Source organism: Paenibacillus sp. FW507-14B1B, from assembly GCF_058781425.1.
On record NZ_JBYSWS010000001.1, the window covers coordinates 1 to 22389 of the forward strand.

Annotated in this window: 18 protein-coding genes and 3 tRNA genes; 16 read left to right on the forward strand and 5 right to left on the reverse strand. The window is 41.5% G+C overall.

Annotated elements, in window-relative coordinates; genetic code table 11:
* Window positions 1-89 precede the first annotated feature (89 nt).
* From AC3WJJ_RS00005 to AC3WJJ_RS00020, 4 genes are all read left to right on the forward strand, one after another.
* Window positions 90-174, forward strand: a tRNA-Leu gene (locus tag AC3WJJ_RS00005).
* A gap of 7 nt (window positions 175-181) precedes the next feature.
* Window positions 182-253: transfer RNA gene (locus AC3WJJ_RS00010), tRNA-Gly, on the forward strand.
* A gap of 14 nt (window positions 254-267) precedes the next feature.
* A tRNA-Pro gene (locus tag AC3WJJ_RS00015) sits at window positions 268-341 on the forward strand.
* Between the two features lie 177 nt (window positions 342-518).
* Window positions 519-1778, forward strand: coding sequence for a GNAT family N-acetyltransferase (locus tag AC3WJJ_RS00020; RefSeq protein ID WP_492536848.1), 1260 nt, complete (start codon window positions 519-521; stop codon window positions 1776-1778).
* Window positions 1779-1834: 56 nt separating this feature from the next.
* Here AC3WJJ_RS00020 and AC3WJJ_RS00025 read toward each other — a convergent pair whose 3' ends face one another.
* Entirely contained in the window at window positions 1835-3067 is a 1233-nt protein-coding gene (locus AC3WJJ_RS00025; protein ID WP_492536850.1) for an aminopeptidase, read from the reverse strand.
* A gap of 251 nt (window positions 3068-3318) precedes the next feature.
* Between AC3WJJ_RS00025 and AC3WJJ_RS00030 the strand changes: the two genes are divergently transcribed.
* The gene (locus tag AC3WJJ_RS00030; protein WP_492536852.1) at window positions 3319-4539 is read left to right on the forward strand and encodes an anaerobic sulfatase maturase; all 1221 of its coding nucleotides are present in this window, start codon (window positions 3319-3321) and stop codon (window positions 4537-4539) included.
* 97 nt (window positions 4540-4636) lie between these two features.
* Here the strand turns inward: AC3WJJ_RS00030 and AC3WJJ_RS00035 are convergent, their stop codons facing one another.
* The gene (locus tag AC3WJJ_RS00035; protein WP_422656997.1) at window positions 4637-4810 is read right to left on the reverse strand and encodes a hypothetical protein; all 174 of its coding nucleotides are present in this window, start codon (window positions 4808-4810) and stop codon (window positions 4637-4639) included.
* An 89-nt stretch (window positions 4811-4899) separates the two neighbouring features.
* Window positions 4900-5829 carry a DNA-3-methyladenine glycosylase 2 gene (locus AC3WJJ_RS00040; protein WP_492536854.1) on the reverse strand — a complete coding sequence of 310 codons (930 nt, stop codon included), beginning with the start codon at window positions 5827-5829 and terminating at the stop codon, window positions 4900-4902.
* A gap of 150 nt (window positions 5830-5979) precedes the next feature.
* Between AC3WJJ_RS00040 and AC3WJJ_RS00045 the strand changes: the two genes are divergently transcribed.
* The 7 genes from AC3WJJ_RS00045 (at window position 5980) to AC3WJJ_RS00075 (ending at window position 12107) form a co-directional block, all read left to right on the forward strand.
* On the forward strand, window positions 5980-6600 hold the full coding sequence (locus AC3WJJ_RS00045; protein WP_492536856.1) for a bifunctional transcriptional activator/DNA repair enzyme AdaA: 621 nt from the start codon (window positions 5980-5982) through the stop codon (window positions 6598-6600).
* 2 nt (window positions 6601-6602) lie between these two features.
* On the forward strand, window positions 6603-7169 hold the full coding sequence (locus AC3WJJ_RS00050; RefSeq protein WP_492536858.1) for a methylated-DNA--[protein]-cysteine S-methyltransferase: 567 nt from the start codon (window positions 6603-6605) through the stop codon (window positions 7167-7169).
* 167 nt (window positions 7170-7336) lie between these two features.
* Window positions 7337-8053, forward strand: coding sequence for a 5-oxoprolinase subunit PxpB (gene pxpB, locus AC3WJJ_RS00055; protein ID WP_492536860.1), 717 nt, complete (start codon window positions 7337-7339; stop codon window positions 8051-8053).
* Complete coding sequence (locus AC3WJJ_RS00060) at window positions 8050-9060, forward strand: 5-oxoprolinase subunit C family protein (RefSeq protein WP_492536862.1); 1011 nt, start codon at window positions 8050-8052, stop codon at window positions 9058-9060. Before pxpB ends, AC3WJJ_RS00060 begins: the two co-directional genes overlap by 4 nt.
* Window positions 9047-9814 (forward strand): LamB/YcsF family protein, encoded by a 768-nt coding sequence (locus tag AC3WJJ_RS00065; protein WP_492536864.1) that lies wholly within the window; start codon window positions 9047-9049, stop codon window positions 9812-9814. The genes AC3WJJ_RS00060 and AC3WJJ_RS00065 overlap by 14 nt, the downstream gene beginning before the upstream one ends.
* Before the next feature lie 33 nt (window positions 9815-9847).
* A complete protein-coding gene (locus AC3WJJ_RS00070) occupies window positions 9848-10489 on the forward strand; it encodes a pyroglutamyl-peptidase I (RefSeq protein ID WP_492536866.1) in 642 nt (213 codons plus the stop codon).
* A gap of 91 nt (window positions 10490-10580) precedes the next feature.
* Window positions 10581-12107 (forward strand): UbiA family prenyltransferase, encoded by a 1527-nt coding sequence (locus AC3WJJ_RS00075; protein ID WP_492536868.1) that lies wholly within the window; start codon window positions 10581-10583, stop codon window positions 12105-12107.
* 59 nt (window positions 12108-12166) lie between these two features.
* Here the strand turns inward: AC3WJJ_RS00075 and AC3WJJ_RS00080 are convergent, their stop codons facing one another.
* Complete coding sequence (locus AC3WJJ_RS00080; protein WP_492536870.1) at window positions 12167-13309, reverse strand: phosphodiester glycosidase family protein; 1143 nt, start codon at window positions 13307-13309, stop codon at window positions 12167-12169.
* A gap of 228 nt (window positions 13310-13537) precedes the next feature.
* On the opposite strand from AC3WJJ_RS00080, the gene AC3WJJ_RS00085 reads away from it, so the two are divergent.
* From AC3WJJ_RS00085 to AC3WJJ_RS00095, 3 genes are all read left to right on the forward strand, one after another.
* Window positions 13538-15679, forward strand: a complete 2142-nt coding sequence (locus AC3WJJ_RS00085) for a hypothetical protein (protein WP_492536872.1) — start codon at window positions 13538-13540, stop codon at window positions 15677-15679.
* Between the two features lie 158 nt (window positions 15680-15837).
* The gene (locus AC3WJJ_RS00090; protein ID WP_492536874.1) at window positions 15838-17133 is read left to right on the forward strand and encodes an arsenic transporter; all 1296 of its coding nucleotides are present in this window, start codon (window positions 15838-15840) and stop codon (window positions 17131-17133) included.
* Complete coding sequence (locus tag AC3WJJ_RS00095; RefSeq protein ID WP_492536876.1) at window positions 17115-17669, forward strand: hypothetical protein; 555 nt, start codon at window positions 17115-17117, stop codon at window positions 17667-17669. Before AC3WJJ_RS00090 ends, AC3WJJ_RS00095 begins: the two co-directional genes overlap by 19 nt.
* A 219-nt stretch (window positions 17670-17888) precedes the next feature.
* On the opposite strand, the gene AC3WJJ_RS00100 is transcribed toward AC3WJJ_RS00095, so the two are convergent.
* Window positions 17889-18785 carry a LysR family transcriptional regulator gene (locus AC3WJJ_RS00100; RefSeq protein ID WP_492536878.1) on the reverse strand — a complete coding sequence of 299 codons (897 nt, stop codon included), beginning with the start codon at window positions 18783-18785 and terminating at the stop codon, window positions 17889-17891.
* Between the two features lie 342 nt (window positions 18786-19127).
* Between AC3WJJ_RS00100 and AC3WJJ_RS00105 the strand changes: the two genes are divergently transcribed.
* Entirely contained in the window at window positions 19128-22325 is a 3198-nt protein-coding gene (locus tag AC3WJJ_RS00105) for a bifunctional cytochrome P450/NADPH--P450 reductase (protein ID WP_492536879.1), read from the forward strand.
* The last annotated feature ends 64 nt before the right edge of the window (window positions 22326-22389 follow it).

Genomic DNA, 22389 nt, shown 5'->3' on the forward strand with positions numbered 1-22389 from the left:
AGCCATTAGCTCAGTTGGTAGAGCACCTGACTTTTAATCAGGGTGTCGAAGGTTCGAGTCCTTCATGGCTCACCATTGTTTTAACTTGTGCGCGTGTGGCGGAATTGGCAGACGCACTAGACTTAGGATCTAGCGTTTCACGACGTGGGGGTTCGAGTCCCTTCACGCGCACCATGCTTTCGCGGACGTGGCTCAGCGGTAGAGCATCGCCTTGCCAAGGCGAGGGTCGCGGGTTCGATTCCCGTCGTCCGCTTTCTATATATATTACGGGATGTAGCTCAGCTTGGTAGAGCACCTGGTTTGGGACCAGGGGGTCGCATGTTCAAATCGTGTCATCCCGATACTATGTTGCACTAAGATGTTGGATTCCTATCCAACATCTTTTTGTGTTTTTTTAAGATTTGATTACTATTTTGTTGAAAGAGTTCTTGTGCAAATGAAGACTGCTTGCTATCGTTAGGGAGATAGCTCATCTTGTACAGATCTTGAGTGGATTAGCCGCGGAAAGGAAGTCTATGATGCATTCGATTATTCGTAAGTTAGAGTCAAGCGAGATTCCTTCTTTTGTAGACATTGCTTTAAATGCATATCCAGCAAGAGTTATCTCTGGAACGGAGTTCAGAGAACGGCAAATATCTAGAATGACTAAGATCCAGAACAATATAGACAATGTAAATTATTATGGATTATATCGGGAAGATCGCTTGATTGCAGGGATGCGGGTTCATGAATATTCAATGAATCTTTATGGCCGTATGATTCAGGTGGGCGGTGTAGGCCAGGTGGCGGTAGATATACTTCACAAGAAAGAGCGAGCTGCGAAAGAGATGATTGAATATTTTATCGCACATTGTAAAAGTAAAGGCATTTCTATCGTGCTTCTGTACCCGTTTAGGCCAGACTTCTATAAGAAGATGGGGTTTGGGTATGGCACCAAAATGAATCAATATTACATCAAGCCAGATAGTATTCCTAAGGTATCCGTTAAGCAGGGCTTAGTATGGCTTGAGCATACACATATAAATCAGATAAAAGAGTGCAGTGATCGTCATGCAAGCACTACACACGGTATGATATTCAAGACCACGTATGAGCTAGACTCTATATTAAGTACTGCTGGAACTAAAGGGATCGGATACATGGAGAATGGTGAACTAAAGGGATATATCATTTTTAACTTTAAAAATGTGAATACAGACAACTTCCTACTTAATGATCTAGTTATACAAGAGTTTGTGTATGAGTCACCAGAGGCATTGAAGCAGTTAGGTACTTTTTTACATACGCAAAATGACCAGATTCATCGTATTGTGTGGTCAACACAGGATGATATGATTGAACATTGGATAGAAGATCCACGGAACGGAAGTGAACGTCTAATTCCAAGTGTATTTCACGAAAGTCACATATCCGGTGTGGGATTGATGTACAAAATTATTGATATTCCTAAGTTCATGATCGAACTTGGATTAACCGGAGCTATCTATAGTGCTGAACCTCTGACTTTACAATTCAAGATTACAGATTCTTTCTCATCGGATGAGAGGTTTTCGCTACACATTGATAATGGATCTGTGTCTGTGACAATGGGGGAAGTAGAAGAAGCAGCGAGCATCGAAATGAATATCTCGGATTTTTCTTCATTGTTCATGGGGGTTGTAGACGTAGATAAGCTGTATCAATATGGCAAAATACATGCAAGCGATTTGAAAGCTATATCTTTACTTAGAAGTTGCTTGAAAAATAATGTAAAGCCATTCTGTTCCACAGCATTTTAATAGACGATATAGAAAAGAAGGACCTGCATTTTCATTGCAGGTCCTTTTTTTACTTCTTATTCTGCCCAGTTACCATTGCGGAATACCGGCTCGATTGTTCCATCAGGAAGTTGCCCATCAATTTCAAGTTCAGCAGAACCAATCATAAAATCAACATGTGTTAAGCTCACATTAGCACCTCTAGCAACCAGTTCGTCTTTACTCAGTTTAGTTCCACCCTCAATATTTACGGGGTATGCACTACCAAGTGCGAAGTGGCAAGAAGCATTCTCATCAACACCCGTATTATAAAAGACACGGTTCAATCGAGAAATAGGGGAATCGTAAGGAACAAGTGCCATCTCTCCGAGATAAGAAGCTCCTTCATCCGTCTCAAGCAAAGATGTGAGATGCTCACGACCGGATGTTGCATTATATTCAACGACTTTGCCATCTTTAAAAGTTAATGTGATTCCTTCAACAAGTCTTCCGTTCAAGTTAAGAGGAAGAGTGCTCGTGACGGTTCCGTTTACACCTGTTCGTAATGGCATGGTGTAAATCTCCTCTGTAGGCATATTAGCAACAAAATACACCCCAGACTCGTTATAATCCCCACCACCAAGCCACAGATAGCCTTCTGGCATTTCGACATGCAAATCGGTACCGGGTGCACGGTAATGAAAACTCTTATAACGTTTTGCATTCATATACTCTTGTTTCTTTTTGAGTTCACTGATATGCTCCTGCCAAGCTGCTACCGGGTCCTCCGTATGCACTCGGTTCATCTGGAAGACAGCTTCCCACATCGCATCCAGACGTTTATCTTCAGGTAGATCTGCGAACACTTTATTCGCCCAAGCGCGTGTAGGTGCTTTTATCAGAGACCAGCTTACTTGATTGTTACGAACGTAGGACTGGTACTTTTCTCTAGCTATAGAAGCTGCTTTAACTGCTGTAGATACTTTAGCGGAATCAATTCCACGGAATAATTCAGGGTCTGGTACCTTAATATGAAGAACGGCTCCACCCCCCTCAGCAAGCTGTTCCATCATGTCGGCCTGCCATTTTGGATAGTAACCAAAAGAATCATCTGGCGCTTTCTCGTAACGAATACGAGTAATTCGTTCATCATCCCAATCTACTTGAACGTATTTTGCCCCAGCTTCATAAGCCTTGGATACAATGAATCGGGTTAATTCTACGGTTTCCAAAGGTGCATTTACGATAAGGACTTGTCCGGGTTGAATATTCACACCCACTCGAATGACAAGCTCTGCATATTTCTCTAACATCGTTTCAAATGAACTCATATGTATCTTCCTCCATGAATGATGTGATTCGTACCTAAATAGTTTAACATGTTTGGTCAGCGTTCGTGCAGGAACGATCTAAACTAGATGAATCTTCACACTAGAATTGCGTTAAGTAATTATGATATCGCGAAAAGTTCATGAAATATTATTATTCCTACGAAAAAGATGTAGTTAATCACAATGTGAAGTATTTGAGGGCATAGTACGATCTATTCATGAATCTTTTTTTAGGAAGGAGAGATTGATTAGTGGGACAGAATATTGGTGTTATGCTAAAAACCGTTTCTGAGGATTGTAATCTGGCATGTGATTATTGCTATTACAGCTCTTGTGGTGGCAAGGTTCATCAGCCTGTTCGTACGATGGAACCAGCGCTGTTAAAGCGTTTTATAAAACAATACATGCGACAATCGAAAGGGTTTGCCTCTTTTGCATGGCAGGGAGGGGAACCGTTGTTAGCTGGTCTTTCTTTTTTTGAAAATGCGGTCTCTCTCCAGGCTCAGTATGCGCCACCACATACTTCGATCAGTAATGCCTTACAGACCAATGCTACGTTGATCAATGAACAATGGGCTAATTTCTTTCGTACATATCATTTTCTGATCGGCGTTAGTCTAGATGGGCCTAAGTTAATCCACGATGGTCATCGTGTCACGGGATCTGGTAAAGGAAGTTATGAGCTAGTGATGCGAGGCATTGATCATTTACGGCAAGCAGGTGTGGAATTTAATATCCTATCCGTAATCCATGAGGATAATGTGACAAAGCCGGAAGAATTGATTTCGTTTTATCGTGAACAGAAATTTGATTTTATTCAGTTTATTCCGTGTATGGATTTCAGGTCTCAGGAGTCAGGTCAACCTGGACGTTTTCGGATTACCCCTGAGGCTTACGGTACGTTTTTATGTCGTGCTTTTGATCTGTGGTATAACGATGGAAATCCAGATTTATCTATCCGGATTTTTGATAACATGCTGGCAGTACTTTTGAATCACCAAGCGGAGCTCTGTGTCCATCGTGAGCGTTGTCCGAAAATGCTCGTACTAGAGTCTAATGGTGATGCCTTCCCTTGTGATTTTTTTATTGATGAAGAACATAAGCTTGGCAATATTGGCGAATTGAAGCTGGAAGAGTTACTATCCAGTCCCCTTTATGAGGATTTTTTGACATTGAAACCAGATATGAACGAGGCATGTCATACTTGTCATTTTGTTAAGTTATGCCATGGAGGATGTCCACGTAATCGGAACTGGTTAGATGTAAATGATCGGACACAAAAAGATTATTTCTGTGAAAGCTATAAGATGTTCTATGAGTATGCCTACGCTAGAATGAATACTCTTGCAAAAAGTTTGCGTGCTGAACGTTTACAGAGATATAAGATGACGGGTCGTGCAATACCTGGGAGAAATGATGAATGTATCTGTGGCAGCGGTCTGAAGTTTAAGAAGTGTTGTGGTCAAGTGTAGGGTTTAGATTAAAGAGGTTGGATAGAAGGGGAGAGTAAACAATTGAAGAAAGACCTCATGGCGTCCTTGATGGATGCTCGTGAGGTCTTTACTTATGTTATTGCTGATTCTTCGAAGTTTTCTCAGAGGACGGATTGTTCATAAATACCTCTGCCGCTTCTTCAGCAGAAAATTCTGTATCGTCTAATCCTTCACCTGGTACAGGCATTTTGTTCAACTTCGTGTTATACACCTCGGACTTGGATAGTTCATTCGGATTGGATTTACTCATGTAGACACCTCCTCGTGTAATTTGTAACATGTATTAGTGTCCCATCTAAGGCTAAATTTATGCAAAACCTCTAGATCATCAAGAAAAGATTAGTACAGGAATCTCCATAGATAAAATGTAGCATACGCTTCCCAGTTCTTCCAACCGTTCGAAAATTCATAGAGCTGTTCTTTCGTTGGTTTAGAATCGATCTGAAGGACATGCTTAATTGCATTATGTAATCCTACATCATCGATTGGAAAAGCAGATGCATATCTTAGACAACGCATCAATACATAATTAGCCGTCCATGGCCCAATCCCGCGTATGCGAACCAGCATTTTTTCTGCTGTTTTACAGTCACCGGCAAGAATTAATGATTCTTTTGTGAGTGCTCCACTTACACAAAGACGTGCAATATTGATGAGATATTCACGTTTTTTGACGGTCATCCTAAGCTCTTCCATCTCTTCAACGGTTAAGCAAGCAATAGCTTCTGGTGTAGGAAACAGCCAGTACAGTACACCTTCATGTTGTATACTACGGCCATACTTCTCAACGAGTCTTCGCTTTAGTGTATATGCAAAGGTCAGGTTGATCTGTTGACCGATAATCCCCCAGCAAATGGCCTCAAATAAATCAGGAATACCCATATTGCGTAAACCGTAAAATTCATCGACAGCCTGCGCTAGAAGACGATCTTGTTTAGCCATTTGATAGAAAGGGGCTAAGTCGGTATCCAGATCAAACCATTCTCTTACATATAAAGCGATCTCTTGTCGTTCGACAGAGGTAGGGATATTCGGGCCTAGAAAGGCGACATTCAGCGTCTGTGATAATTCAACATCGTCAGAGATCTGAAGGACATATATGTTCGTTCCTAGCGAGATTGCTTTATATATGGTATCTTCATGTATTCTCAGTAAGCATTCATTAGTTGATCTGGATACATATTTTAAATTCTCTTTAAAGCTGAATTCAGATGGTACCGGCAGTTTGATTTGGTTCTCTAGATCTATCCATTTTAATTCTTGAATCATTCTTCAGCCTCCAGTGTATCAGATGTTTTCTAGTATATTAGTTGTAACCTATTATAGCTCTATGAAATTTCATTATCTTGCTCTTACATTCTGAAAAGCGTACATACGCCCTTAGCGAAGGTTATACTGTGTTGGGAGGTGAAATATGTAATGGATCGAAATGACAGAAAGTTTCAAGCCAAGTTAGATCAACCCATTGGTAAGGAACCATCAGAAGAACAGTGGACAGCAATTATTCAGAATGATTCCAGGTATGATGATCGGTTCATTTATGCGGTTCAAACCACGGGGATCTTCTGCAAACCTTCATGTAAGTCAAAAGAGCCCGTGAAGTCCAATGTGCGCATTTTTCTAAATGCAGAACAGGCTATTTCTGCACATTTCCGACCTTGCAAACGATGTAAACCTACAGGTGAACGATTGCCAGACCGGGAATGGGTAGAACAAATTAAGTCTTATATAGATAGCAACTTTGCAGAGGTGATTACACTTGAACATCTCGCCGGTTATTGTCATGGGAGTCCATATCATTTACAGCGAACGTTCAAAAGAGTGACAGGAATGACCCCTGTGGAATATGTGCAACAGAAGCGGATCGAACACGCAAAAGCGTATTTGGAACATACCGAAATGTCAGTTTCCAAGATCGCTCAGCATGTGGGCATGGCTAATGTACCCTATTTTATTACAATGTTTAAAAAGAAGACTGGGCATACCCCTAAAGCGTATCGCCAGCAACTTCTTTCATCTAAAAGGGAGGGAAAGCGTTAACTATGGGAACGAATAATACTAAGACTTCACCTGTTTACTGGACTTTGTATACAAGTAATAACTGGAGTCTGCACATGGCATCGACGTGGCAAGGACTTTGCTTCGTAGGTTCCAACCATTCATCGATCGATGAACTGAAGCAGTGGGTACAGGTGCGCAGAATGGGTGCCCCTCTTATTCAAGACAACAAACGACTTGAGCCCTATGTTCAAGAGCTTCATGAATATTTAATGGGAGAACGTCTGACTTTTAGTCTGCCGATCGATGTTATAGGAACACCCTTTCAAATGTTAGTCTGGAAAGCACTAACCGAAATCCCATATGGAATAACACAATCCTACTCGGATATTGCGAGTCACATACAGAAACCTGCATCGGTAAGAGCGGTAGGAACAGCTATTGGAGCAAATCCGCTATTAATCACGGTACCTTGTCATCGAGTTATTGGGAAAAATGGTTCGCTTACCGGTTATCGAGGCGGGCTGGATATGAAAACAAGACTACTGAACCTCGAACAGCTTAATTCTGTAACAGCTAAAGGTGAATCTAAAGAGATTAATTCGCTGTAAAAGATATAATATTCATGAGACAACAACAGCCTTTAATGCACTATATCGTGCTGGAGGGCTGTTTCTTTTGTCATTTTATCTAGTTCATATTCCATTGTTCTACATAACCTCTTCTCTGATATCATATAGACAGTGGAACTAAAGGTTTAATTAAGGAGGTTAACAAGATGATTACACCTACAGCGATGCTTCCTTTGGGTGATTCTGCGGTACTTATTCAGTTCGGTGATGCCATAAATCGTTCAGTGCACTTGAAGGTTCAGGCTACCACTCAGAATATCGAAGACCACCCGTTTCCTGGGTTTATTGAATGCGTTCCATCTTTTACGACAGTTACTGTTCTTTATGATCTCTTGGAAATTCAAAAAAATGATGAATCTATATCCGTATTTGAATATGTCTGTAAGTTGCTGCGTGAAAGATTAGACAAGATCGACATTCAAGCGGAGAAAGACCCCGTAATCGTTGAAATCCCTGTTTGTTACGGTGGAGATTATGGTCCTGATTTGGAATCTGTAGCGGCTATTAACGGATTAACACCGAAACAGGTGATAGAGATACATAGTGGGCAGGATTATCTGATTTATGCCATAGGATTTGCTCCTGGATTCCCCTATGTAGGTGGAGTACCGGAGGCGATTGCTACCCCAAGAAAAACAACACCCCGATTTAAAGTCCCCGCAGGCTCTGTTGGAATTGCAGGTAATCAGACGGGAATTTATCCGATAGAAACGCCAGGTGGCTGGCAGATCATAGGACGTACACCACTCTCGTTGTTCCAGCCTGAGCGTTATCCGCCTATACTGTTAGAAGGTGGTCAACATATACGGTTTCGGCCGATTGAGGAGAGGGAGTTCGAACTTCTGAAGGGTGATGAAAGATGAGTATCGTTATTACGAAACCTGGATTGCTGGCCACAGTTCAGGATTTAGGGAGAACACATTATGGCAAATACGGGGTTATAGTGTCAGGCGCGATGGATAACTTTTCTCACCGAGCTGCGAACTGGCTAGTTGGGAATACGGATCAGGAAGCTACGCTTGAAATAACATGGAATGGGTTTGCGGCCTATTTTGAAGCAGATCATTGGATTGCTATTACAGGGGGAAACCTTACACCTCAATTGGATGGTTTTGATGTCCCGATGTGGCGTTCTGTATTCGTGCGTAGTGGCAGTACGCTTACCTTTAATAAACCAGTTATCGGTTGTCGATCATACTTAGCGATATCAGGCGGTATAGCTGTTAGAGAAATGATGGGGAGCTATAGTACATATATTCGAGCGGGAATAGGTGGCTATCAAGGGAGAGCTCTAAGGGCTGGTGATGAGATACAGGTGAAGCAGGGTTGGTTCACGAAACGACCATATCGTATGGATGAACAAGCGTCATTTTTTTCGTTAAAATGGTCTATCCCTCAAGCACAAATTCCATCATATCATAATCATCCAGTTGTCCGAGTGATACGTGGGAATCAATTTGATGATTTTAATGATATAAGCCGGGAAGCTCTATTTAAAGAAAGATTTATAGTAACGCCGCAATCAGACCGAATGGGTTATCGGATTTCGGGAACGCCTCTTACTTTGAAATCTCCAAAGGAATACATATCTGAAGCTGTAACGATGGGAACGATTCAAGTCCCTGCAGATGGACAGCCCATTATATTGATGGCAGATCGACAGACTCATGGTGGATATCCGAAAATTGCACAAACGGCAAGTATTGATATTCCTGTTGTTGCACAAATTCCCCCGGGCGGTTCAATCCGATTCTGTGAGATATCACAACGTGAAGCAGAACAGGCTTTTATCAATTGGGGGCGTGAAATTCGTCTACTTGCAATGATCATTCAACAAAAGTTAAAGGAGGAGCATCATGCTGAAAATTGATCTAAATTGTGATATGGGCGAGAGTTTTGGTGTGTATTGCTTGGGAGCAGATGCAGTTCTACTTGAACATGTTACCTCTGCTAATATTGCATGTGGATTTCATGCAGGAGATCCATCCGTCATGCGTTCAACCGTGAAGCTAGCTTTGCAACAAGGGGCTGCGATCGGTGCACATCCTGGATTGCCCGATTTGGCTGGGTTTGGGAGAAGAAATATGGATATTTCGCCCGATGAAGCTTTTGATATGGTAACTTACCAGATTGGTGCACTACAGGTGTTCGTTAAGCAAGAAGGGGGTGTGCTTCACCACGTGAAACCTCATGGTGCTCTGTACAATATGGCAGCTACCTCAAAAGCTCTAGCGGATGCTATAGCAGCAGCTATCTACGCTATTGATTCAAATCTTATTCTCTATGGCTTGTCAGGTAGTGCAATGATAGAAGCGGGACAACAGATTGGGCTACGCACGGCAAGTGAAGTGTTCGCCGATCGTACGTATCAAGATGATGGAACGTTAACACCGAGACGAATGTCAGGTTCATTAATCACAGATACAGATCATGCGGTGCAACAAGTTCTGGGAATGGTGAAGGACGGTTACGTTAAATCTATTTCAGGAAAATCAGTCCCTATTCAAGCGGACACGGTATGTATTCATGGAGATGGTGCTCATGCAGTCATGTTTGCACAACAGCTCCGAGCTCGTCTTTTGGACGAAGGAATCATTATACAAGCGGTTGGTAAGGTGAAATAAAAACATCGATTAGCTTTCTAGGGGGACCTACTCATGAAAATATTGATATCAGGTTTTGAGCCTTTTGGTGGTAGTACGATGAATCCAACAGAACAATTAATTCAGGATATAGCTCTTGTATCATTCAAAGATGTGGAGATAAGAACATTGCTTCTTCCCGTTTATTTTGATGAGTGTGCTAACCTTATCTTGCAAGAGATTAAGTCATTCGAACCAGATGCAGTTATTGCATGCGGTGTTGCAGCGGGTCGAACGGCTATTACACCTGAGCGTGTTGCTATCAATATCAAAGATATAGCACCGGATTCACCATATCCAGATAACAGAGGTTTAAGACCACAGGATGAGCCCATTCATCCAGATCATCCGGATGGTCTATTTACAAATCTGCCGATTCGTAAGATGGTTGAACAACTCCGGGATCAGGGGATACCTGCCTCGATATCTAATTCGGCGGGGACTTATATTTGTAATAACACGATGTATGCGTTGCTCGATCACATGCGTATAAATCAGGTACCGAAACTAGGCGGATTTATTCATTTTCCAGCTTCCATTGAGATGGCTGCAGACAAGCCTTCAATGCCCACAATGCATCAAGATACGATGTTAAAAGGGCTTCAAATTATCATTCAAACCACGATAGATGAATTAATGAAGGATAAGATCTACTAAACTATTATAAAAATTCCATGGATTTTTTCGCCCATTCCTACTACAATTATATAGTTTGATTAATGTAATATTGGAAATGGGGAATACAATCATGGCTATACGCAGTAAAGAAGAGGTCATCGAGTTTTTGTCGCGTGCTGAAGTAGCTGCTATCGGTACCTCGAATATGGGATCTCCGCGGCAGCGAATGATGCATTTTGCGGTGGACGCGCATTTTAATATTTATGTGACAAGTATGAAGGGCGACCCGAAGGTTATCCAGTGGAGCAACATCCCTGAGACGGCACTGCTTATTCATCAAGGCGAAGAGTTCTTACAGATGGAAGAATGCGAAATTATTGGCCGGGCGGAAGTGCTGAAAGACGAAGGAGAACGTGATATTGCGGCTCAGCTGCTGAAGACGAGATCGCCAATCGTTGCTCAGTTTACAGAAATCGGAGCACTGGATAAGCTTGAATTCATTCGAATCTGTCCTTTCATAGTAAAATATCGCTTTGTTCCTGAAATCTTGCAGGGTGAACCACCTACGGTATTTGACTTTAGCGAGAATCGTGAATCATTCAGCGTATGGGATGATGTTCGTGCTAAAGCACGTGCATGGAAAGAGGCGGTAAGGCCGCTATCACTTACAGCTACGTTAGTTCCGATTCTTCTTGGCGGAGCCCTTGCATTGTCGAGTGTTCATCATTTGAATGTTGGCATTTTTCTACTTACATTGATCGGGGCAATTATGATTCAAGCTGGAACGAATATGATAAACGACTGGAAGGATGCGGAGCGGGACAGTGAAAACAGTGCTGGAATGCGGCCATTCACAGGTGGGTCACGAATGATTCAGCTTGGGCTGATATCCAGATCGGATATGGGGTTCTTCGGTTTGTTATTAACCGTCATTGCTACTCTTATCGGCATTTACTTAGTATTCGTTAGCGGATGGGGACTGATTCCACTCATTCTCTATGGGATCATTGCCGGGGTGTTCTATACTAGCGAGAAGGGTAAGTTCTCCTTCATTAATATGGCGCCAGGCATTGCTGAAGTATTAATTGCAACAACGTATGGTGTGTTTATGACAATGGGTGCTTTCTATGTACAGACCGGGGCTTATTCCCTTCAAGCATTCTTAATATCATTACCGGTTGCATTGTTTATATCTAACGTACTTTTGATCAACCAGTTTCCAGATGCTGAATCAGATGCGAAGACGGGGAAAAATACACTTGTTGTACGTGTTGGTAAGAAAAAAGCTAGAAACATCCTGATATCCTGCTTCGTCGCTGGATATATCATTATCGGAATCTTGCCAGTTCTTGACTATGCGCCATTTACACTATACTTTGCTTTCTTGTCCGTACCATTCGCGTTTCAAGCGATTCGTTATGCATGGAGTAATTATGATAAAAATGCCGCAGATATCATTCCGAGTAATGCACATACGGCAATAAATCATCTTTTTAACGGATTACTATTAGTTTTTGCATTTCTATTAACCGAATTGGACTTAGTGATTCCAATTGTATATCTTGCAGCATCTCTGCTGCTTATCTTCTGGGTATGGAATTACATTGAAAGACAACGGAGAGTAATGAATGATTTCCGGAACGCTTTTAAAAACTAAAGTTGCGTGTAAAAAAAGAAGTCGCTCTTTATAGAGCGGCTTCTTTATGTATGATCAGTTTATTTGTTTAGTTTCACAATAATCGCATTACTGATCTGGCGACCAGGAGCCGTTATGTATGAACCATTGTAATAAAGCCCGCTCGATGCACCACCGTCAAGATTCATCGCTTGGTAGGCGCCGGCCTGTTTCATGATCTCAGCCAGTTGAGGAATCGTTGCGCCACCGGTTGTTAATAGAATGAGTTTATGATCTTTTGTTATACCAAGAGCGCTTCTTGCTCCACCACCGGTTAGGATCTTAGGGTCTTTAAAGCCTTCCTTCTTCACATCCAGTGACACTTTGCCATTCACAACCAACCGTGGTCCGGCTTGTATTGCGCCTGTAGACTTACCTTGTAAGAAATGATCTTTGAAATCAAGCCCAGGGACTAATTGAGTTAGGTTGTTAGAATCAAAGGTGAATACGGTGCGCTTGTCCGCAGGGCTATCTTTTAGAAGCTTTCCTTTACCTACAATATAGCCATATGGAGCTTTGTAGGAGCCAGATGTATAAGCATCAAAGAATGTACCATTCATGGCGACCACAGCATTATTACGTTTAGCTATACTACGTAAATCTTCAACTTTACCGACTTGATTACCTGCTAGAGCGACATCCAGTTCGACATCAGGATGAAGTAGGGAGATTGTGACCGTCTGTGCACTGAAGGTGCGAGATCCTACTTTAAAGGATTTTCGAGCTGTGACGATCGGTTTACCGTTCGCTGCTGCAATCGATTTCCCGGAAAGAACAGGGAGAGAAGCAGCGATATCTCCCTCGGTAATGACAACAGAAGAAGTATCCTTATTCCATGTGATTTTAAGATTTAGATACTGGCTGACAAATTGAAGTGGAACATATGTATTACCTGCCTCTTTGAAGGGGGCTCCTTTAATAGCAACTTTCTTGCCATTGACATAAGCTGTTTTTGAACCGAGATAAAGGGAAAGTTTGGTGTCTTTCTTCGTAATATCAATTTTTTTCTGAGCAGAAGTATATTGAACCTTGATTCCATCATAGCCCTTCAGGACTCCGACTGGAATGAAAGATTGGCTGCTCTGATTCGTAAAAGCTAACATTTTAGGTGCACTTGCGGCAGCATAGAGTGGTGTAACAAAGGTGAGCATGGCTAATAGGACTAAAGCGGTAATTCTTTTCATGTGTGAAATAATCTCCTTTATGTATATGTATCACGTAACAACGTGTGTATAAGTTTTATCGGTAATATTTTGAAAAAATGTAGATTGACTCGGTATAAAGTTCTATTTCCTATAACGACTTTCTACCTATTTTTTATCATAAAGGTAACAATCGATGAGATTAATGTCGATAAACTGGTATAGTACTGGAAAATACCTGTGTAACAGAGGAACAAAGGAGAGAAATGAATGATTGCTAACAGGAGAACAACCAAGTTATCTCTAGTTATTGTGATGATGTTGGCTATGGTGTTTCCAACCAGTGTATTCGCTGCGAATGGGGATTTAACATCGATCACGTTTGACACGGAAGAGAGTGAGATTCATCTTACAGTTACGGAAACGACCAGACAGCTTCGAGTTCTGGCAAATATCGAAGGTTCTACCACCAAGAAAGATGTGACAAATGAGGCAACGTGGACGTCATCTAGCACTAAAATCGTTAAAGTTGATGGAGGTCTTCTAACTCCGCTTGACAAAGGTACGGCAACGATTACTGCGAAGTACAAAGGCTCCATTGCGACTATTAAAGTTGTATCTAAATATGCGGCTGAAGAGTTCAAGATCGATCAAGCAGCTGAGGTGGAGTACAAGCTTGGTACCGAAGGCCTTTCTGTAAAAGCGCTGGCTGATGGTACGAATGATGTGAGTACAGAAGCCAAATGGACTTCATCTGATGAAGCTGTCGTCACTGTTGATAAAGGACAGTTGAAGCTGATCGGTAGAGGTAGTGCAACAATAACAGCTACTTATAAGGGCCTTAGTGCTTCATTTAAAGTGAAAGTCATCTCACCGTATGAGAAATTAGTCATCTCTCCAAGTGCGGATCAAGAGCTTCTTGTAGGCGATAATGCTGTAGAGCTTAAGGTATACGCTAAAACTTCGGATTCAGAAACGGGTTTAGGTACTCTAGTAACAGATAAAGCGGAACTTAAGTCTTCCGATAACGCTGTTGCAAAGATTGTAGATGGTAAGCTGGAGCCTGTTGCATTGGGTAAGGCAACGATTACTGCTACCTACTTGGGAACCACGGCAACAATCGATGTTTACGTTAGAAATCCTTACGAAGCGTTGATCTTGGATCAGACAGATTTCGTTAAGAATGCGCTTATGTTTTTAAATGACACAACAACAATTAAGACTTCTGTTCGTAATGCAGCGACAAAGTCTGAGCCCGTAGAAGCAACCTGGACTTCATCCAATCCGCTAGCAGTAACTGTGGATGGAGGTAAGATCACAGCAAGAGCGACGGGAAGTTCAACAATTAAAGTATCCTATCTCGGCATTTCGAAAGAATTCCGGGTGACGGTCTTCCCAACCGTTAAGGAATTTACCGTTGAAGAGAAGGAAGTCAAACTACTTAAAGACGATTCTCAATCCGTACCTAAGGTAACAGGGACACTTCTGGATGATGAGAAACAGGATTTCACAAAATCAGTGGAGTGGACAACTAGTGACGATACCGTCGTTACAGTGGATGAAGGTAAGATGAAAGCTAAGGCCGAAGGGGAAGCCATTCTGACAGGTAAAATCGGCAATAAGCAAGTTGCTGAGGTAACGGTTATCGTAGATGAGAAAGTACTTGTTCTCTTACCTTCAATAGAGAATTATGTAATTGTAACTGGTAAAGCGGCTGAATTGCCTAAAGTTACAGCAGTGCTCGAGAATGGTGAAGAAGAGGATGTAACGAGCAAAGTAGAATGGTCATTAACCGGTACAGCAGCTGTCATTAAGGATACTGAAATCAAGGGACTGGTAAGGGGTTCTACGGTACTGAAAGGTACTTATCTGAATCAAAGTATCAAAATTCCAGTTTCCGTTGAGCAAGAAGTCGTGAAAATTGTTGTTGACCCTGAGACGATTGAACTGAACCTTAAGAGAACGAAGTCTATTAAGGCAACAGGTTATTACGCGAATGGAAAGACCGTATCCCTTTCTACGAAGATTGACTGGGTCTCCTCAGATACATCTGTAGCCACTGTAACTAGATCCTCCATCAAGTCCGTTGGTGAAGGGACAGCAACGATCAGTGGTTCTTATCAAGAGATTCAAGTAAGTCTGAAAGTGAATGTGGTTCCGAAATTGATGAAGGTGGCTGCTAACGAGAAAAAGTTGAATTTATCGCCTGGTGATATCAAGACTTTAGTATTGACAGCAACTTACGACACTGGAAAGACAAGCAATGTTACTAGTAATGCTGAATGGACAAGCAGTAATCCTTCCGTAGCTAAAGTTTCCGAAGGCAGAATTGAGGTACTCGCTAAAGGAACTTCCCGCATCAAAGCAAAGGTAGGTACGAAGACAGTTACTGTGACGGTGTCTGTAAAATAAAACAAAATAAAAAGCCGCTTCCTTTCATAGGAAGCGGCTTTTTGCTTGAAATGAATGTTAACTTTATAAAATTTATGTTGCCTATATAAGTAAGTGATTATATAATTACGAACGGACTATCATGACAGATAGCTTAATTTTACGCGGAGGTTACTGCATTGAACTCATTTTTTCTTGCTGGGTTAATTTTTATAGTGACACTGGTGCTCGTTATTTGGCAGCCTAGAAACCTATCTATTGGTTGGTCTGCTTGTGGCGGAGCTGCGGTTGCACTAATTGCTGGCGTGGTTGATTTTCAAGATGTATGGGATGTAACACAAATAGTATGGAACGCCACCTTAACTTTTGTTGCTATTATTTTGATTTCATTAATTCTTGACAAGATTGGCTTTTTCGAATGGGCAGCTTTACATATGGCCCATGCAGCCAAAGGCAATGGTGTACGAATGTTTATTTACATATCACTTCTGGGTGCGGTAGTCTCAGCATTTTTTGCGAATGATGGAGCAGCTTTGATTCTGACCCCGATCGTGCTTGCTATGGTGCGTGCTCTTCAATTCGATGAGAAAAAACTATTTCCGTTCATTATTGCAAGCGGCTTTATTGCCGATACGACTTCACTACCGCTTGTTGTAAGCAATCTGGTGAACATTGTGTCTGCAGATTTCTTTGGCATCAGTTTCATGGAATACGCAGGCCATATGATTGTTCCTAACTTGTTTTCATTAGGCGCAAGTATATTAGTTCTATATGTATTCTTTCGAAAGAGTTTTCCGAGTCGGTATGATGGGAGTCAGCTAAAAGAACCATCCAGTGTTATTCTGGATAAAAAGATGTTTCAAATGTCCTGGATTGTCCTCATACTGCTTCTCATCGGTTATTTTATCAGTGAGTATTTTGATATCCCTGTCTCCGTTGTAGCGATCATAGTTACGATGTTCTTCCTTCTAATGGCACGAAAAAGCCCTGCTGTTCAAACGAATGAAGTGATCAAGGGGGCACCATGGACAATTGTATTTTTCTCTATAGGAATGTATGTTGTCGTATATGGCCTGCGGAACGCAGGATTAACGGATTCCCTTACTGATTTACTACAGGCTGCAGCTAATCAAGGTATGTTTATAGCAACAATGAGTATGGGCTTTATAGCGGCTATTCTGTCTTCGGTAATGAACAATCTACCAACGGTGATGATTGATGCGCTTGCTATTGATGCGACACATACCTCAGCGTCAATACGCGAAGCTTTAATCTATGCCAATGTAATCGGATCAGATCTGGGTCCGAAGATTACGCCAATTGGATCTCTTGCCACCTTATTGTGGCTCCATGTTCTTTCCAATAAAGGTTTGAAGATTGGATGGGGCGCTTATTTTAAAATAGGTGTGATACTGACTGTCCCAACCCTGTTTATCACGCTCCTGGGATTATATTTATGGCTAAATATTTGGTAACAATGAGGTGGATTATACTTAATGCAAAAAAACATTCTAAAGTTATCATAGTTGTTGTCGTTTTCTTGACCATCACTTCAATCATGATATCAATTAACAGCTTAAGTAGTAAGAAGGAAGTTAAGGCTAGATCGGATTATTATGCTAGCTTCGTTTCAAGTGTACAGACGTTAGATAGGACGCTTTCTCAAACAAATGGGGCAAAACTTGATGATGCTTCTCAAATGTTTGATGTGTACACAATCATTATTTTTGTGAATGACCGATTAATTCAACTTAAAGAAAATACTGAAAATTTTAGTGATATGGAAGAACTAGCAAATGATTTTATGATATTTAGGCATCGTTATGAATCTCTCGTTAGACAACAAATTATTAGTGATGATGTTGATCCCGAAGTGCTGTTAAAAGTAGTCGATCAGATTAAACTATTTCTAAGTGTTTTACCTAAAGAATACGAGAATTCTAAGAGGTTTTCTAATCAACTAAATGCAGCTGATCAGCATATTAAACCCTTATTAGACATCTCGATTTAATTATAACTTTGTTCGACAAATAGAAAACGTTTAGTGTTAATGTTGTCTAGTATTTTTTTTCTAAAGTAGCTATCTGAATGGAAAAAGAAACCGTTCCTCGGTAATAATTGAGGTACGGTTTCTTTTTTTGATGCCAAAAATGGTGCATGCCTTAGACCAACGCCATTTTACAGCCTAGGTGTTTTTTTCAATATATCTTTTTGAAATAATCATGTTTGTTCACTGATATCTTTGCAGTAAGTTAATCATTCGTTTGACAAATATCTGAGCGGCTTTAGACGATTGGTTATCTAAGGATGAGACTGACCACAGGTAGGGTATCTCGTGATGAGACATCTCTAGTGGTATAGGGAGGACATCTCCTTGATCAACGAGCGGGTTCGCGCGAAACGAATAATCTGTTCCTAAAGTGACTGCTATATTTTCGTTAACTGCTTTCATAATAGATTCGATATTATTGCTAGTGAATAGGACATCAACCGAATTACCTAGATGTTCCACGTAATCGATGATATAAGGATCGTTATACAATACGAACTGGCTTAAGTGCAGGTCTTTGACCGTGACACTTTTCAAGGATGCAAGCGGGGAGTGTTTACTTACTCCAAGTGCTAATTGACCGTTCACAAGTTGTTCGAAGTGCAAACCTCGATGCTTAAGCATCATCTCCTCGCTAAACAGAACGAACCCTACATCACTCCGACCTGACCTAACATCATCTAATACTGTAGTCGTACCTTGTTCAGAAATATGGAGACGAATATTTGGAAACTCTTTGCGTAAGCCCGTTAACACATCGATAAGAATGGATGTTGGACCAGGAATTGTAGAGATACGCAGCTTCGCTTCATTCATTTCTTTATAGCTATTCGCTTCAGAAATTAACTCATCCAATTGATTTAATATGAGATTCGCTTTACTTATGATCATTTTTCCTTCATGTGTTGGAACGGCACCGCTGCGTGAGCGGGTAAATATTTTGATTCCTAATTCAGCTTCCAGTTGTGAAACTGCACGACTGATGCCAGTAACCGTAACATGACATGACTGAGCTGCTTGGGTAAAAGAGCCACTACTCGCGACTCGCCTAACATATTTCAGTTGTTCAATATTCATGAAGATTCCTCTTTCACTATACTTGTAGTTAAGTTAATCCTTCATTCTATTTATTTCCTGAATATTTAGTATAGTTTCCTTCATGTGCATGGTCAAATTTAGTAGCTTCCAAGATGTAACTATTCGGCTACTGTACTCACAGTTGAGTCATGTGTACTTTTAGTACATTTTATGGCGCAATTAACATATGTTACTGTTATTTTAAGAGATTATATAAAACTCAAAATAATAATATACGCTTGATATTAGAGAGAGGTGCTGCATTTCATTCAGTGGCTAAGCAAGCCATTAGATCCTAAAAACGATAGTCATTCATGTGAGAAATAAAGGAGGAGATTAATTATGTCAATCAATCAGAGATTTCAAATTCCGCAACCCAAGACGTATGGTCCTTTAGGAAATTTACCGTTATTAGATACAGAAAAGCCTATTCAATCCTTGACGAAACTTGCCTATGATCTTGGTCCCATATTTCGGATGCAATATCCAAAAGGGCGGAACGATATATATATTTCAAGCGAGGAACTTGTGGCAGATGCTTGTGATGAAGACCGTTTTGACAAAAGAGTATGGGCACCACTTCAAAAAGTACGTTCATTTGGTGGAGATGGTCTATTTACCAGCTGGACGGAAGAGCCAAACTGGCAAAAAGCACATAACATCCTCATCCCCAGCTTTAGTCAAAGAGCGATGCAGGGCTATCATTCAATGATGGTAGACATAGCCGTTCAGCTAGTTCAAAAGTGGACCCGTTTGAATCCGGATGAAAGTGTCAATGTACCAGAAGACATGACCAGGCTTACGCTGGATACGATCGGGCTATGCGGATTTAATTACCGTTTTAATAGTTTTTACCGTGAACAGCCCCATCCGTTCATAACGAGCATGGTTAGGGCGCTTGATGAAGCGATGAGCCAATTAAGTCGGCTTGGAATTCAAGATAAGCTGATGGTAATGACCAAACGGCAGTTTACTCAAGATGTTGAAACGATGTTCTCCTTAGTGGATCAAATCATTTCTGAACGTAAATCAGGTGAAGATAAGGAGACAGGGGATTTACTCTCTCAAATGCTATTAAGTAAAGATCCTGAGTCCGGGGAAGGCTTGGATGATGAAAATATACGGTATCAGATTATCACTTTTCTAATTGCGGGTCATGAAACTACGAGCGGACTTTTATCCTTTGCGGTTTATTATCTTATGAATAATCCTGAAGTACTGCAAAAAGCCTATGAAGAGGTCGATCGGATTCTGACCGGACCCATCCCAACGTATAAACAAGTTCTGGACTTGAAATACATTCGAATGATTCTGAATGAATCGTTGCGTCTGTGGCCGACAGCACCGGCATTTTCGGTATATGCCAAAGAAGATACAATGCTAGCAGGTAAGTTCCAGCTGCATAAAGGTGAGAGTGTCAATGTCTTGATTCCTAAGCTTCATCGAGATCCGCTAGCATGGGGTGATGATGTAGATGATTTCCGCCCAGAACGCTTCCAGGATCAAAGCAAGGTGCATGTTCATGCCTATAAACCATTTGGAAATGGTCAAAGAGCTTGCATCGGACAACAGTTCGCTTTACATGAAGCTACCCTGGTATTAGGGATGATTTTGAAGCATTTCGAATTTATTGATCATCATCATTATCAGCTAAAGGTGAAGGAATCATTAACGTTAAAGCCTGATGATTTTGAAATAAAAGTTCATGCTCGTGAGCAAAAAGTGATTCAAAATCCACTACAGTCAAGTGATCCCATTGAAAATCATAGCTTACTGAAAAGCGATGTTATTCAAGGTGTATCGGTGACAGAAGAAAATTCAATTCCTCTACTTGTGCTATACGGTTCTAATCTTGGAACAGCTGAGAGTATTGCTAGAGAAATTGCAGATATTGCGAAGCTTCAAGGAATTAAAGCAGAAGCTGCTGCATTAAACAGTCGAATCAACAATCTTCCAAGGGAAGGTGCTGTCGTTATTGTTGCCGCATCCTACAATGGTAAGCCTGCTAGTAACGCCAGAGAATTTGTACAATGGATGGAGCAACTAGAGAAGGATGAACTAAAAGGGGTGAAATTTGCGGTATTTGGATGCGGGGATCGGACTTGGTCAACTACGTATCAGGCAGTGCCTAGAATGATAGACGAGTTACTGGAGAAGAAGGGAGCTGACCGAATCTCGGTACGGGGCGAGGGTGATGCCAGTGGGGATTTCGAATCGCATCTAGATGCTTGGAAAAGCCAATTATGGACAGACCTGATAAAAGTGTTTGATCTATCCCTAAATCGAGCAGCGGAAATAGAAAGAAACTCGCTCAATGTAAAGTTTGTTCATGGTGTAGCCGGAGCTCCGCTTGCGCAAGCCTATGATGCTTTCCAAGCTGCAATCAAAGAGAATCGTGGGCTTCAAGCACCTGAAAGCGGCCGCCGTACCACTCATATTGAGATTGCACTTCCCGAAGGAGTAACCTATGCAGAAGGCGATCATCTTGGCGTTTTGCCTGCGAACAGTCGTTTGAATGTGGAACGGATATTGCGGCGTTTTAATTTAAACGGAAATGAATTGCTAGTTCTTTCGTCCAGTGGTCGGAGTGAAGCTCACCTTCCTCTGGAACGCCCAGTAAGCTTATATGATTTGCTTAGTCATAGTGTTGAGGTACAAGAATCAGCTAGCCGTTCCCAAATACGAGAGCTTGCAGCTTATACAACGTGTCCTCCGCATAAGCGAGAATTGGAAGCACTTCTTGAGGAAACGGTCTATACAAGTCAGGTTCTGAATAAACGCTTGAGTATGCTAGACCTACTTGAGCAATACGAGGCTTGTGAAATGCCATTTGAGCGGTTCTTAGCGTTGCTTCCGCCATTAAAACCGAGATATTATTCCATCTCAAGCTCTCCTCTTGTTAGTCCGAATACAGCTTCAATTACGGTAGGAGTGGTGCATGGTTCTGCATGGAATGGTAGAGGGGAGTATTACGGAGTCGCTTCAAACTATCTGACGGATCTCCAACCTGGAGAAGAGATTATGATGTTCATTCGAACACCAGAATCAAGCTTTAGACTGCCGGACAATCCAGAAATTCCGATTATTATGGTTGGACCGGGAACCGGAGTTGCTCCATTCCGTGGATTTTTACAGTCACGTAGTAGGATGAAGCAGAAGGGTATAGCGTTAGGTAAAGCACATCTGTTTTATGGGTGCCGAAATGATATGGACTACATCTATAGATCTGAGATGGAGCAATTTGAGAAGAATGGACTTGTCAAGCTTCATGTTGCATGCTCTAGACGTGACGGGACACCAAAAACATATGTACAGCACTTGCTAAAAGAACAATCCGCGCACATCATTGATATGTTGGACCGTCAGGGTGGCCATCTCTATATATGCGGAGATGGTAGAAAGATGGATCCAGAGGTTGAAGCCACGCTTCAAGAAGCATATAAGACAATACATGGTGCGGAAGATAAAGAGGCGGTTAATTGGATGCAACAGCTCCAGGACGAAGGTCGCTTTGCTAAGGACGTCTGGTCCGGAGATTAATGAATTAGGATAGTTACCGTAGTATTTACATGTTGACAAAATTTGAAAAGAGAAGTTATACTTC